The sequence below is a fragment of the Lysinibacillus sp. S1 genome (assembly GCF_044986265.1).
GTDB lineage: Bacteria > Bacillota > Bacilli > Bacillales_A > Planococcaceae > Lysinibacillus > Lysinibacillus capsici.
In genome coordinates, this window is the sequence record NZ_CP173154.1 from 2,937,986 (window position 1) to 2,952,535 (window position 14,550).

General features: G+C 40.5%; 7 protein-coding genes, 2 rRNA genes and 1 pseudogene. 7 read left to right on the top strand and 3 right to left on the bottom strand.

What is annotated here, in order from left to right:
• Window positions 1-115: 115 nt before the first annotated feature.
• Window positions 116-3,172, top strand: coding sequence for an ATP-binding protein (locus ACHZEU_RS14610; protein WP_404803508.1), 3,057 nt, complete (start codon window positions 116-118; stop codon window positions 3,170-3,172).
• Between the two features lie 257 nt (window positions 3,173-3,429).
• On the opposite strand, the gene ACHZEU_RS14615 is transcribed toward ACHZEU_RS14610, so the two are convergent.
• Entirely contained in the window at window positions 3,430-4,035 is a 606-nt protein-coding gene (locus ACHZEU_RS14615; protein ID WP_048395581.1) for an ankyrin repeat domain-containing protein, read from the bottom strand.
• Window positions 4,036-4,620: 585 nt separating this feature from the next.
• Between ACHZEU_RS14615 and ACHZEU_RS14620 the strand changes: the two are divergent.
• From ACHZEU_RS14620 to ACHZEU_RS14630, 3 genes and pseudogenes are all read left to right on the top strand, one after another.
• Window positions 4,621-5,448: pseudogene (locus tag ACHZEU_RS14620) on the top strand (DUF4822 domain-containing protein); the annotation flags it as partial.
• A gap of 127 nt (window positions 5,449-5,575) precedes the next feature.
• Window positions 5,576-6,289, top strand: a complete 714-nt coding sequence (locus tag ACHZEU_RS14625) for an N-acetylmuramoyl-L-alanine amidase (RefSeq protein ID WP_004233756.1) — start codon at window positions 5,576-5,578, stop codon at window positions 6,287-6,289.
• Window positions 6,290-6,361: 72 nt separating this feature from the next.
• Window positions 6,362-7,417 (top strand): P-loop NTPase, encoded by a 1,056-nt coding sequence (locus ACHZEU_RS14630; protein WP_004233758.1) that lies wholly within the window; start codon window positions 6,362-6,364, stop codon window positions 7,415-7,417.
• A 55-nt stretch (window positions 7,418-7,472) separates the two neighbouring features.
• Here the strand turns inward: ACHZEU_RS14630 and gerD are convergent, their stop codons facing one another.
• Window positions 7,473-8,081 carry a spore germination lipoprotein GerD gene (gene gerD, locus ACHZEU_RS14635; protein WP_004233763.1) on the bottom strand — a complete coding sequence of 203 codons (609 nt, stop codon included), beginning with the start codon at window positions 8,079-8,081 and terminating at the stop codon, window positions 7,473-7,475.
• A 151-nt stretch (window positions 8,082-8,232) separates the two neighbouring features.
• On the opposite strand from gerD, the gene ACHZEU_RS14640 reads away from it, so the two are divergent.
• Window positions 8,233-8,907, top strand: coding sequence for a KinB-signaling pathway activation protein (locus tag ACHZEU_RS14640; RefSeq protein ID WP_112116879.1), 675 nt, complete (start codon window positions 8,233-8,235; stop codon window positions 8,905-8,907).
• Between the two features lie 36 nt (window positions 8,908-8,943).
• Here the strand turns inward: ACHZEU_RS14640 and ACHZEU_RS14645 are convergent, their stop codons facing one another.
• Window positions 8,944-9,600 carry a hypothetical protein gene (locus ACHZEU_RS14645; protein ID WP_048395584.1) on the bottom strand — a complete coding sequence of 219 codons (657 nt, stop codon included), beginning with the start codon at window positions 9,598-9,600 and terminating at the stop codon, window positions 8,944-8,946.
• A 269-nt stretch (window positions 9,601-9,869) separates the two neighbouring features.
• Here ACHZEU_RS14645 and ACHZEU_RS14650 point away from each other — a divergent pair.
• Both ACHZEU_RS14650 and ACHZEU_RS14655 read left to right on the top strand, forming a co-directional pair.
• Window positions 9,870-11,421 (top strand): 16S ribosomal RNA (locus ACHZEU_RS14650).
• A gap of 182 nt (window positions 11,422-11,603) precedes the next feature.
• Window positions 11,604-14,531 (top strand): 23S ribosomal RNA (locus ACHZEU_RS14655).
• Together the 16S and 23S rRNA genes form the textbook arrangement of a ribosomal RNA operon.
• Window positions 14,532-14,550: the final 19 nt, after the last annotated feature.

Below are 14,550 nucleotides of genomic sequence, written 5' to 3' on the forward strand. Positions count from 1 at the left end.
GCCTAAGAGGACTAATGAAATACAGGTGAAAGTCATATTGCATAATGGATTTCATTCTAACTAACTGATAGTTTGATGTTATATATAATTGTGTTCAAGTAGGGGAGGGGTGATAGTGAAAAAAAATATTAGCATTACTTTGGCCATTATCATGCTATTTATTATCGTATACTTTATTGGCAATGGAGAGTATTTTGTTAGTAGTAGTCAGCCGATTGCGCAGAATGGGATCGTTACGATTGAAGAAAAAGAACTACAAGAAAAGACTATTTTAAAACTAGATGGAGAATGGTCTTTCTATCCAAATATCTTAATAGCATCAAGCGATTCATTCGACGCGTACGAGAGCGAGAAAATACCAATTGAGGTACCAGCTACTTGGAATAGCTTTGTAGAACCAAATGAGGAAGGGCTTACTGTAGGAACGTATCATGTTAAGATAAATGTACCAGTTGAAGGGGAATATGGATTATACATTCGTTCAATTCGTCAATCTAACCGTGTTTTCATAAATGGAAAAGATGTAGGTAGTAAGGGGAATCCGAGTGAAACCTTAAAGGACTTTAAGTTCGAAAATGATGATAAATATACGGTGTTTGCACCAAGTGAGAATCTAATGCTTGATATAGTAATTCATGTGGGGAATTATAATTATCCAAAATCCGGTATTACTTTTCCTATTGAGTTTGGAACAAAGGAAGCTATTCAAAGAGATTTTAGCATGAAAATTTTAGCAGAATCGTTTGTATGTATTGGTTATATTGTATTCGGTGCAATTTATATTATATCGTATAGTCAAAATCGGAAGCGAAAAGAAGAATTGTTTTTGGGGTTATTCACTATATTATTCGGACTGTACATGTCGTTTACAAATGAAAAAATATTTTTCCTTATTTTTACACATTTAACTATAAATGAACAAGTACGTTTACAATTAGGGATTTTACCACTTGTTGATGTTTGTTTAGCATTATTTCTCTATTATTTGTATCCGGAGTTTATGAGGAAAAAAGCAATTTATATTATTAGTATTTTGTTAGGTTTACTTTTTTTTATCTATGGGATTTACAACCCGATGACAAAAAATAGTATGATTATACCAATAGAAAATCTAGTTCTTTCCCAAATAATCTTTGCAGTAATTTTTATTCCAGTTGGGCTTTATAATGTGTTTGTGCTATTACGTGTGCTTATGAAAGGTGTAGATGGCTCACGTTATATTCTAATTCTTTTAGTATCTCTTACTTGTTATACTTTTTTAATGGTAATGTATTACATTTTTGATATACCTATGGTTTATAGTGAACAATTATTGTTTATTTTTACACTCTATAGTTTTGCATCTCTGCTTAGCTTCCGAGCAAATACTTCTTTTAAGGAAGTTCAAGCGTTATCGGAAGAGCTTTTGATGCATAATCAAATGAAGGATGAGTTTTTATTGAAAACGTCTCATGAATTACGTACGCCTTTAAATGGTATTTTAAATATATCCAAATCATTAATGGAAGGTGTACAAGGACCTTTAAAGCGTGAGCAACAAGAAAATGTCATTTTAATACATAATGTCGCGCAACGTTTAGGTTATTTAGTAGAGGATTTATTGATTTCTTCGAATCATATGACCGGAGAAGTTCGTGTTATCCCTCGTGTTGTTCCGATAAGCGTAATTGATGAAGTAATTGAGGAAATTCGTAGTTTAATGTCGAGTGATACATCCATAAGGTTAATGAGTGCAGTAGATTCTAATTTACCCCATATGTATACAGATGAATTACGATTGAAACAAGTGCTTTATAATTTACTCTATAATGCTCTGCAACATACAAAACATGGGCAAATTACAGTCTTAGCTAGTGTACGTAATGATTATATGGAAATACAAGTAAGCGATACTGGAATTGGTATACCATCACAAGACTTAGATCGAATTTTTAATTCTTTTTATCAAGTAAAGAAAGGTAAAAAAAGTGGGGGTCTTGGGTTAGGATTAAGTATCTCAAAAAATATAGTAGAACAGTTAAATGGGGAAATTCATGTAACAAGTACATTAGGTGTTGGAACAATTTTTACATTTACGGTGCCACTTGCCACACTCGAAAAACTAGATATTGAAACACAACACCAGATAGGAAATCGAGCAGATAATACTATACTACAGCTAGATTTACCATTACTGCATAAAGGTAATGACAAAGCCATACTCATTGTTGATGATGATCATGTGAATATAAAAGTACTAGTGGACGTATTAATTCAAAAAGGCTATACCGTTATTGGAGTAGATAATGGGTTTGAAGCGATAGATTATATAAAGAAACATAAAGTAGATTGTATGTTAGTCGATTTAATGATGAATGGTATGTCAGGCTATGAATTATGCAAACAAGTACGAAAGCAATACGATATGTTGGAATTACCGATTATAGTTTTAACAGCAATTATGCAGCATTCGGATTTAGTGCTATCTTTACAAGTTGGGGCAAATGATTATCTGCAAAAACCGATTGCGATGGATGAATTACTAGTGCGTATTCAATCATTACTAGCGGTTCGACAATCTTCCATTGATGCGATTGAAGATGAAATGAATTATTTATATGCGCAAGTAACTCCTCATTTTGTCTACAATACACTTAACACTATTATCGGCTTAAGCTATACAAATATAGAGAATACACGAGAGGCGTTATACAGTTTAGCCACCTATTTCCGTGCCAAGCTAAATGTCCATTATCGTAACAGCATGGTTTCAATAGAAGATGAAATAGATCTTGTAAAAGCATATCTCTATATTGAAAAAATGCGCTTTGGTGATCGTCTTACAGTTGCGTATGATATTGATGAGTCCATTCAATCTTTGATTCCAGCATTATCAATTCAGCCTATAGTTGAAAATGCAGTTTTTCACGGGATTTCGAAGAAAAAAGAAGGTGGTACTATTGAGGTGAGTGTGCAACGAGAAGGTCAATTTATACGTATTAAAATTTATGATAATGGGGTCGGTATCTCAGAAGAAAAGTTGCAACGATTAGTAAATGAAGAAAACTCACGTATTGGATTTACGAATCCTTTGAAAAAATTTAAGCTTATGAGAAATGCCAGTCTCCGTATATATAGTGAAGAAGGAAAAGGAACTACTGTTATTATTCTATTACCAGAAGAGAATTCGTAACCTTTACAAATGGCGTACCGTTTAAAGATGATTTGGTCTTTACGGAGTCAGAGGCAGACAAAACATCTATCCTAAGACTCTTTCTACTTTCGAGGAAAGAGTCTTTTTGTCATTCCATCATAAAAAGCAATCTGTGAAGTAACCCAAAGATTGCTTAACGTTATTCTTTTGAAATTGCAGGTGAAATTGATGCAACAGGTAAGCTAATTCCGAAGTGAGGCCATCTAGAAAAGTATATGATCATATCTCCTATAGTGTTAACTGTTATTTCGTTCGGGTACAGCTTCTTTTAAAATTTGCTCAATCTCATAAAAGCCTAGTTTTTTTGCATGCTGCAATGGTGTGACACCATCTTGATCTCCAATAGTTATATCAGCACCATGATCCACCAATAATTGCACAATTTCTTGATGTTTCTCCCCACCATTGCCTAATATGACTGCCTCCAATAGAGCTGTCCAATGCAAATTATTAATGTGATTGACATGAATGTCCGAGTGATTAAGTAGCTCTCGGACCACCTCAACATGTCCACGTTCGGATGCAGGGATGATGGCAATTCCACCAAAGCGATTAGTTAGCTTTGTATCTGCCCCTGCAGATATGGCAAGTTTAACGATTTCTAAATAGCCTGATGCCCCTGCATGTAAAAGTACGTTCTCAAGGTTATTATCTCTAATATTAATATCAGCACCATGTTGAATGAGCACCTTCACAGTATCCACCTGGTTATTATAAGTGGCAGCTAAGACAGGGGTTCTTCCATTCTGATCCGTTGTATTAATATTGATGCCTTTTTGCAGAAGTGCTAATACTTTATCAATATCACCGTTCGCTGCTGAAAGTATTAATTGATCATTCATTTTTCCACCCTCTTTTCTTTGGTTAAAACAGCCAAATGACTAATGGTATATCACTGTAGCCTACTTTTCCGTTTATAAAAATATGGTAACATGTTGCGAATTATACGAGTAATATTAAAAAGATATGCTAGGCTTAGCTTTTTCCTATAATAAATAATGTTGAAGTACTCGTTTGTGAGAAATGTCGATCACCCATAAATTAAGTATATGTAGAAAAAAATAAATAGCTTTTTACATAAACCTCACTATTAGTGTACAGATTTAATATATATTAAAAATATTTTCGTATAAGTTTATGTTTTTTTAAGAAATTATTTAGGGGGAGTTTAACATTCCACTTTAATATAGTTTTTAGAAGGTACAACAAACCTTTCATTTTTAAAAATTGTCATTATGGGTTTGATGTAATTCAAAATATAAACTAACCGATGGAGGTAAGTAGGTATGAAAAAATTATTAATAGTATCTGTTGCAGCTATTGCATTACTGGCAGCGTGTCAAGATAAGGAGCCTGCAAAAGGCAATAAGACAAATAGTGAGGAAGTTAAAACAGAAAGTACAGTAACAGAAAATACTGCCAAAGAGCAATTAACAAAGGGACAAGAAATGGCTAATGTTCTAAGTAGTACAAATTGGCAAGGTACAAAGGTTTATGATCAAGATCACAATGATTTAACGGCGGAGAACGCAAACTTCATTGGCTTAGCAAAATATGATGCCCAGACAGGTCATTATGAATTCTTTGACAAGGCTACAGGTAAAAGCCGTGAGGATAAAGGGACATTCTTTATCACAAATGATGGGAAACAAAGAATATTAATTTCCGAATCAAAAAACTACCAAGCAGTTGTCGAGATCACTGAGCTAAACGATAGTATCTTTACTTATAAGAGAATGGGTAAAGATGCTGCGGGCAATGATGTAGAAATATTCGTGGAACATATTCCATATAAAGAAAAAGAACTGGCATTTACTGATTCCGATAAAACGTTAGATGCTTCAACAGGTGAAATTGTTACAGACGTTGACGGAGATAAAATTCTCGCTGATACACTATGGCATGGAACAGTTGTGTTAGATGAAGCGGGTAATGATGTAACAGAATTCAATTCAAATTTCATTAGCATTGCAAAGTATGATGCAAATACAAATAAATATGAGTTCTTTAATCCTGAAACAGGTGAAAGTCGTGGAGACTATGGTTACTTTAATGTCATTCATGATAATAAAATAAGAGCGCATGTTTCTGTCGGTGATAATAAGTATGGTGTAGCTCTTGAAATTACAGAAATCAACGATAAGAAGTTCACGTATAAACGAACAGGTAAAGACAAAGATGGCAATGATATAACTGTATTTGTAGAGCATGAGCCATATACAGGTGAATTCAAACCTACTTTTACAAACCAATAAAATTCTTCCTCCCTTAATATAGAAGAAATTAAAACTCTCAAGTTTGTGACTTGGGAGTTTTTTTTACTTTCTGGCATAGTTCATCCACTAATTTCGTACACTAAATGTAAAAGGGTGGTGTATATGGGTGAAGCGCTGGCTTGCACTAGGAGTAATTATGCTTATGAGTATAGTGGTCGTGGCATATGAAACAAATGCTTCGGACCGTAACTTCTTCTTACCGGACCCACTTGGTGGCATAAAAATTGTCATTGATGCAGGGCATGGTGGTGAGGACGGAGGAGCTTCAAAGGGCGAAGTGATTGAAAAGGATATTACACTTGCAATTGCTCAGCATGTAGAGAAGCAATTAAAGAAAAAAGGCGCAACGGTTATAATGACACGAACAAAAAATGGTGATGTAATCGATGAGCATGCGCCATCAGAAAAATATGGAACAATGAGAGAACGGAAAAAGCAAGATATCTTCCTAAGAAAGGATATCGTGGAAAAGGAAAAGCCTGATGTATTTATAACTATTCATGCAAATGCCATTCCTGAAACAAAATGGCGTGGCGCACAGGTATTTTACCATAAGGAAGGACATGCTGATGGAGAGATTCTTGCCAAGAGTATTCAACAATCCATTCGCACTAATTTAAAAAATACAGACCGTGAAGCATTGTCTATTAAGCAAATCTATTTATTGAAGAAAGCGGAAGTACCTGCAGCTTTAGTGGAGACTGGTTTTATTAGTAATGATGAGGAACGAGCATTATTAGTGGACAAAAACTATCAAGAAAAAATGGCAGATGCCATAGTTGAAGGTATAGAAGACTATTTATTAGCCAAAATTGAGTAGAGCAACATCTACAACGTAAATCAAATCATTATGATATACTAATATTGAGACAATATAAGGGGAGTGTTCGTCGTGATTACTGAACAACAAGTACGAGAAATACTGGGACAACTACAAGATCCATTTTTACATAAATCGCTTGCAGAAACAGATGGTATTACGAACGTAGCAATAAAAGAAGAAAAAAATCATGTCAGTGTAAAAATTGCCATTGCTAAACTGAATACACCGGAACAATTACAACTACAAATGAAAGTTGTTGAGGTGTTGAAAGAAGCAGGTGTAAACACTGTTGGTATTCGTTTTGAAGAACTATCAACAGAAAAATTGCAAAGCTTCCGTGGCACAGCAACAGAGTCGGAAGCACAAGATATTTTATCTCCATTAAGCACAGTCCAAGTAATTTCAATTGCTTCTGGTAAAGGTGGAGTTGGTAAATCGACAGTATCAGTAAACTTAGCTGTTGCTTTAGCTCGTCTAGGAAAGAAAGTCGGCTTAATTGACGCAGATATTTATGGATTTAGTGTACCTGATATGATGGGTGTAACGGATATGCCTAAGGTAGTCGATAATCGTATTTTCCCAGTAGATCGCTTTGGGGTAAAAATGATTTCAATGGGCTTCTTTGTAGAAAATAACGCACCGATCGTATGGCGCGGACCAATGCTTGGTAAAGTATTAGATCAATTCTTCCGTGATGTTGAGTGGGGTGAATTAGATTATCTATTATTAGATTTACCTCCTGGCACAGGTGACGTTGCATTAGATATCCATCAAATGTTGCCATCATCAAAAGAAATTGTTGTAACAACTCCACACCCAACAGCAGCATTTGTTGCAGCTCGTGCAGGGGCAATGGCGCTTCAAACAGACCATGAAATTTTAGGAGTTATCGAAAACATGGCTTGGTTTGAATCTAAATCAGGTGACCGAGAATTTGTCTTTGGGCAAGGAGGAGGACCAAAGCTAGCTGACGAACTACGTACAGAGTTGCTTGGACAAATCCCGCTTGGGCAACCAGATTGGACAGATGAAGATTTTGCTCCTTCTGTATACGCTGAAAAACATACAACAGGACAAATTTATTTAGACATCGCGACGAAAATCATCGATAAATTAAATAAATAATAAAAAACGGATTTCCACCAGTTTTATGGGGAAATCCGTTTTTACATTACCAAGGTTACTCGGTACTTTTTTGTCCCTTATCCGATCCGCCACCACTATCGCCACTCGCTTCTTTCTTATCGCCACTTCCTGATGAACCTGTTTCGCCACTTTTCTTAATAAGTTCCTGCCATTTAGATTGCATTAAAGGGCTTTCGATCGTTTCCTTTACAACTTCCTCCATTTGCTTGCGCATATTGGATGATTTAAGGATAGTCTCCAACTGCTTTTGCATATCGGGTTGCCCGAAAAATGCCTCCATATCCTTTTGGAAAGTCGGATCTTTTATTAAGTTCTTCATAATATCCTGTTGCTGTTTTTGCATACTTTTCGCAACAGTTTCTTTAAACTTTGGATCTTCAAAGGTTTTTTTCCAAAAGTCTTCTGCTTCCTTGGAAAGTAAAGTTTCCTCGGTAGCTTTTTTCACTTCATCATGCTCTAAAATCAAGAGCTCACGGAAACTCGGCTCTTCTAAAAGCTGTCGCAATGCCTTTTTACCATCCTCTGTTTGTAAAGAGTCAATCATGATTTTTTTTATTTCATCATAGGACATGGTAGAGGTTTTATCTTGTGAACAGGCAGAAAGAAAAAGCATTAGAATCAGTAATAAGGTGAATTTTCGCATCGACAATCAGTCCTTTCTCTAGATAGACTCTTTCAATTATTGTTCACATTTCTCAGGACTTTATGTATTGGTTAGGATGAGAAATAGCTTTTTTAACAAGGCATTGATAAAATAAGGACAGATATATTGAGAAATTGGGGGACTTTTAGTTGTGACGATACGAAATTGGGCAAAGTTTTTCTTCTTTGCAATGCTCGTTGGTGGTGGAGTCAACGGAGTTTTTAGTTTATTTATTCGCTGGGAATTCTTCCAACCATACATAGCAAACGGTCAATGGGGTGAGTTTTTCGCTGGACTTTTATGGATGGTTTTCTTAGGGTTTACAATGAGTGTTATAGCGCAAGCTGGCTTTTTTGCTTATTTAACACTTCATCAGGTAGGTGTTAATATTTTTAGAACACTGACATTATGGAATTGGGTACAGCTATTATTAATTGCCATAACGATTTTCGATATAATTTTCTTCCGCTTTATTCCTGGTGTGAAGGATGGGCAAAGCTGGTTGTTCTATGTAGGACTATTAATTGTCCTCATTTTTGGGGCAATAGCAACAGCTGTTCAAAAAGTAAAATTAACAGGGAAAAAACATGTAATGATTTCGGCACTATTCTTTATGATTGTCATTACAACGTTGGAATGGACAATTGCCTTGATGGGTCGCGATGAAAATATTAATGAGTATGTTGCGCTTTTATTATTCCCATTATTGGCGGTTAATGCGTATCAATTATTAGTATTACCTAAATATAATGCAAAATCTGATGAAGATCGTCAAAAATTAGAAGCACGTCGCCAAGCTCGTCGTGAACAGGCTAAAAACGCATAAGGAAAAAATTGCCTCGCTGTATTGGAGGCAATTTTTTTATGGCGCTTTTTTAGTTTGAACCTTATAACCAAATATATTTTCTTCAATCGACATAAACTTATGCTGTTGTATGAGAGTGTTAAGCTCTTTAAGGGATATTTGATTATTTTGATGGAGCGGGAAAAAGACAAAATCACCTTTTTGTAATTTCGGAGTTTTCTCACCTTGCCAAATAAGCGAAGGAGATAGTAAATTCATTTGTTGTTGGAATAAGGCTTTCTGTAAATCCTGTGAATATTGATGATTTCGGGTAGCAAACCATAAAGGTTTTTCTTTTAAATATTTTTCGTAAGTATCAATATCCTTTTGGATGAGTGCAATGTCAACGGGTTCTTCTACTGAATCATCCGGCCCAAGTAATCCTGTAGGCAATTTTCGTTGTTGGATAATTTTTAAATGATCGGGTGACCGTTTTATCCAACCAGCATCTAAAAGTAGAAGTGGATAAGGCTCTTTCACCGTTTGGAGCCATTCTAATAGAGAGTCATCAGAGAAAGAGATCTCTACAATAAGAGATGTGCCATAATGTCCTTTTGTGACCACTACTGGTGCATTCGCAATATTAAATACAGAAATCATCGTTGAATTTATAGGCTTTAAAAAGGCAAAAAGCATTACAATTAAAAGCAGTGAAATCAACGTTTTACGGACCATAATGATAACCTCGTTTCTAAAATTAAAATAAAAAATGAATCTCTTTAAAAAAACTTATGATTTAGTGTTGACTTTCATGAATAATCGATGTTATTATGTATAAGTCGCCAAGAGGTGACAACGAAATAAAGAAACATGAACCTTGAAAACTGAACAAGCAAAACGTAATCAATAAAGTTTTAAGTAGCTAGCTTCGGTTAGTGAACAAAACAAAAATTTTGGACATCAAACATGATGCCAGCAAAACAATTTGAGCTAATCAAATTTCTTTTATGGAGAGTTTGATCCTGGCTCAGGACGAACGCTGGCGGCGTGCCTAATACATGCAAGTCGAGCGAACAGAAAAGGAGCTTGCTCCTTTGACGTTAGCGGCGGACGGGTGAGTAACACGTGGGCAACCTACCCTATAGTTTGGGATAACTCCGGGAAACCGGGGCTAATACCGAATAATCTCTTTTGCTTCATGGTGAAAGACTGAAAGACGGTTTCGGCTGTCGCTATAGGATGGGCCCGCGGCGCATTAGCTAGTTGGTGAGGTAACGGCTCACCAAGGCGACGATGCGTAGCCGACCTGAGAGGGTGATCGGCCACACTGGGACTGAGACACGGCCCAGACTCCTACGGGAGGCAGCAGTAGGGAATCTTCCACAATGGGCGAAAGCCTGATGGAGCAACGCCGCGTGAGTGAAGAAGGTTTTCGGATCGTAAAACTCTGTTGTAAGGGAAGAACAAGTACAGTAGTAACTGGCTGTACCTTGACGGTACCTTATTAGAAAGCCACGGCTAACTACGTGCCAGCAGCCGCGGTAATACGTAGGTGGCAAGCGTTGTCCGGAATTATTGGGCGTAAAGCGCGCGCAGGCGGTCCTTTAAGTCTGATGTGAAAGCCCACGGCTCAACCGTGGAGGGTCATTGGAAACTGGGGGACTTGAGTGCAGAAGAGGAAAGTGGAATTCCAAGTGTAGCGGTGAAATGCGTAGAGATTTGGAGGAACACCAGTGGCGAAGGCGACTTTCTGGTCTGTAACTGACGCTGAGGCGCGAAAGCGTGGGGAGCAAACAGGATTAGATACCCTGGTAGTCCACGCCGTAAACGATGAGTGCTAAGTGTTAGGGGGTTTCCGCCCCTTAGTGCTGCAGCTAACGCATTAAGCACTCCGCCTGGGGAGTACGGTCGCAAGACTGAAACTCAAAGGAATTGACGGGGGCCCGCACAAGCGGTGGAGCATGTGGTTTAATTCGAAGCAACGCGAAGAACCTTACCAGGTCTTGACATCCCGTTGACCACTGTAGAGATATAGTTTCCCCTTCGGGGGCAACGGTGACAGGTGGTGCATGGTTGTCGTCAGCTCGTGTCGTGAGATGTTGGGTTAAGTCCCGCAACGAGCGCAACCCTTGATCTTAGTTGCCATCATTTAGTTGGGCACTCTAAGGTGACTGCCGGTGACAAACCGGAGGAAGGTGGGGATGACGTCAAATCATCATGCCCCTTATGACCTGGGCTACACACGTGCTACAATGGACGATACAAACGGTTGCCAACTCGCGAGAGGGAGCTAATCCGATAAAGTCGTTCTCAGTTCGGATTGTAGGCTGCAACTCGCCTACATGAAGCCGGAATCGCTAGTAATCGCGGATCAGCATGCCGCGGTGAATACGTTCCCGGGCCTTGTACACACCGCCCGTCACACCACGAGAGTTTGTAACACCCGAAGTCGGTGAGGTAACCTTTTGGAGCCAGCCGCCGAAGGTGGGATAGATGATTGGGGTGAAGTCGTAACAAGGTAGCCGTATCGGAAGGTGCGGCTGGATCACCTCCTTTCTAAGGATTATTTCGGAATACAAACCTTGGGTTTGTAAGATTACGTTTTGCGTTCAGTTTTGAAGGTTCATTCTATCTGAATGAAACACTTCAAAACTTGTTCTTTGAAAACTGGATAAAACGACATTGAAATTGTAACAAACACATTTATTTTTTTAAGTTTTTTATAGGCTTAATAACTTGGTTAAGTTATTAAGGGCGCACGGCGAATGCCTTGGCACTAGGAGCCGAAGAAGGACGGCACTAACACCGATATGCTTCGGGGAGCTGTAAGTGAGCTTTGATCCGGAGATTTCCGAATGGGGGAACCCACTACGTTTAATCGCGTAGTATCTTGACGTGAATACATAGCGTCTTGAAGGCAGACCCAGGGAACTGAAACATCTAAGTACCTGGAGGAAGAGAAAGAAAAATCGATTCCCTGAGTAGCGGCGAGCGAAACGGGAAGAGCCCAAACCAAGAGGCTTGCCTCTTGGGGTTGTAGGACACTCTATACGGAGTTACAAAAGAGCGAGTTAGATGAAGCGACTTGGAAAGGTCCGCCAGAGCAGGTAAAAGCCCTGTAGTCGAAAGTTCGTTCTCTCCTGAGTGGATCCTGAGTACGGCGGAACACGTGAAATTCCGTCGGAATCCGGGAGGACCATCTCCCAAGGCTAAATACTACCTAGTGACCGATAGTGAACCAGTACCGTGAGGGAAAGGTGAAAAGCACCCCGGAAGGGGAGTGAAAGAGATCCTGAAACCGTGTGCCTACAAGTAGTTAGAGCCCGTTAATGGGTGATAGCGTGCCTTTTGTAGAATGAACCGGCGAGTTACGATTACGTGCAAGGTTAAGCTTTAGAAGGCGGAGCCGCAGCGAAAGCGAGTCTGAATAGGGCGAAATAGTACGTGGTCGTAGACCCGAAACCAGGTGATCTACCCATGTCCAGGGTGAAGGTGAGGTAACACTTACTGGAGGCCCGAACCCACGCACGTTGAAAAGTGCGGGGATGAGGTGTGGGTAGCGGAGAAATTCCAATCGAACTTGGAGATAGCTGGTTCTCTCCGAAATAGCTTTAGGGCTAGCCTCGTGATGAGAATACTGGAGGTAGAGCACTGTTTGGACTAGGGGGCCATCCCGGTTTACCGAATTCAGACAAACTCCGAATGCCAGATATTTATACACGGGAGTCAGACTGCGAGTGATAAGATCCGTAGTCAAAAGGGAAACAGCCCAGACCACCAGCTAAGGTCCCAAAGTAATCGTTAAGTGGAAAAGGATGTGGCGTTGCACAGACAACCAGGATGTTGGCTTAGAAGCAGCCATCATTTAAAGAGTGCGTAATAGCTCACTGGTCGAGTGACGCTGCGCCGAAAATGTATCGGGGCTAAACGATTCACCGAAGCTGTGGATTGACATCTACGATGTCAGTGGTAGGAGAGCGTTCTAAGTGCGTTGAAGTCAGATCGGAAGGACTGGTGGAGCGCTTAGAAGTGAGAATGCCGGTATGAGTAGCGAAAGACGGGTGAGAATCCCGTCCACCGTATGACTAAGGTTTCCTGAGGAAGGCTCGTCCGCTCAGGGTTAGTCGGGACCTAAGCCGAGGCCGATAGGCGTAGGCGATGGACAACAGGTTGATATTCCTGTACCACCTCCTCACCGTTTGAGAAATGGGGGGACGCAGTAGGATAGGGTAAGCGCGCCGTTGGTTGTGCGCGTCCAAGCAGTAAGGCGTGTGTGTAGGCAAATCCGCACACTGTAACGTTGAGCTGTGATGGCGAGTCCGTATGGACGAAGTTCCTGATTTCACACTGCCAAGAAAAGCCTCTATCGAGGTGAGAGGTGCCCGTACCGCAAACCGACACAGGTAGTCGAGGAGAGAATCCTAAGGTGTGCGAGAGAACTCTCGTTAAGGAACTCGGCAAAATGACCCCGTAACTTCGGGAGAAGGGGTGCTCTTGAGCGTGCAAGCGCATGAGAGCCGCAGTGAATAGGCCCAGGCGACTGTTTAGCAAAAACACAGGTCTCTGCAAAACCGTAAGGTGACGTATAGGGGCTGACGCCTGCCCGGTGCTGGAAGGTTAAGAGGAGTGGTTAGCGCAAGCGAAGCTGCGAATTGAAGCCCCAGTAAACGGCGGCCGTAACTATAACGGTCCTAAGGTAGCGAAATTCCTTGTCGGGTAAGTTCCGACCCGCACGAAAGGCGTAACGATCTGGGCACTGTCTCAACGAGAGACTCGGTGAAATTATAGTACCTGTGAAGATGCAGGTTACCCGCGACAGGACGGAAAGACCCCGTGGAGCTTTACTGTAGCCTGATATTGAATTTTGGTACAACTTGTACAGGATAGGTAGGAGCCAGAGATCTCGGAGCGCCAGCTTCGAAGGAGGCGTCGGTGGGATACTACCCTGGTTGTATTGAAATTCTAACCCATGCCCCTTAGCGGGGCAGGAGACAGTGTCAGGCGGACAGTTTGACTGGGGCGGTCGCCTCCTAAAAGGTAACGGAGGCGCCCAAAGGTTCCCTCAGAATGGTTGGAAATCATTCGTAGAGTGTAAAGGCACAAGGGAGCTTGACTGCGAGACCTACAAGTCGAGCAGGGTCGAAAGACGGGCTTAGTGATCCGGTGGTTCCGCATGGAAGGGCCATCGCTCAACGGATAAAAGCTACCCCGGGGATAACAGGCTTATCTCCCCCAAGAGTCCACATCGACGGGGAGGTTTGGCACCTCGATGTCGGCTCATCGCATCCTGGGGCTGTAGTCGGTCCCAAGGGTTGGGCTGTTCGCCCATTAAAGCGGTACGCGAGCTGGGTTCAGAACGTCGTGAGACAGTTCGGTCCCTATCCGTCGTGGGCGTAGGAAATTTGAGAGGAGCTGTCCTTAGTACGAGAGGACCGGGATGGACACACCGCTGGTGTACCAGTTGTCTTGCCAAAGGCATCGCTGGGTAGCTATGTGTGGACGGGATAAGTGCTGAAAGCATCTAAGCATGAAGCCCCCCTCAAGATGAGATTTCCCATTACGCAAGTAAGTAAGATCCCTCAAAGACGATGAGGTAGATAGGTTCGAGGTGGAAGTGTGGTGACACATGGAGCTGACGAATACTAATCGATCGAGGACTTAACCAAAAAAGTTTGAAACATTCAA